A 249-nucleotide genomic window follows, 5' to 3' on the forward strand; every position below is an offset into this window, starting at 1 on the left:
GTCCAGCGTGGTGTGGTCCAGCACCATGTGGTGGCTGGGCAGCTGCAGCAGCCAGCGGCCTTGCTGCGGGTCGTGGGCTGCGATCGCGTGAATCATCGGAGCCTGTTGCACGTCGATGCGGTAGTGAGCAGGGCTGACTCGAGCTTCCAGGCGTTCGACGATGCTCGAGGCGCTGGCCTGGTTTTCTTCCAGCCATTGCAGCTTCAGCTCAGCCTGCCGCTGCACCACCTGCACCGGCTCCTTCAACCC

General features: G+C 64.7%; 1 protein-coding gene. It reads right to left on the bottom strand.

Going from position 1 to position 249, the window contains the following annotated elements; genetic code table 11:
• A partial coding sequence (locus NDO48_RS29420) for a hypothetical protein (RefSeq protein ID WP_267322944.1) occupies window positions 1–249 on the bottom strand: 249 nt, incomplete at both ends.

Origin of the sequence: Aminobacter sp. MET-1, from assembly GCF_026521175.1 — a bacterium.
GTDB lineage: Bacteria > Pseudomonadota > Alphaproteobacteria > Rhizobiales > Rhizobiaceae > Aminobacter.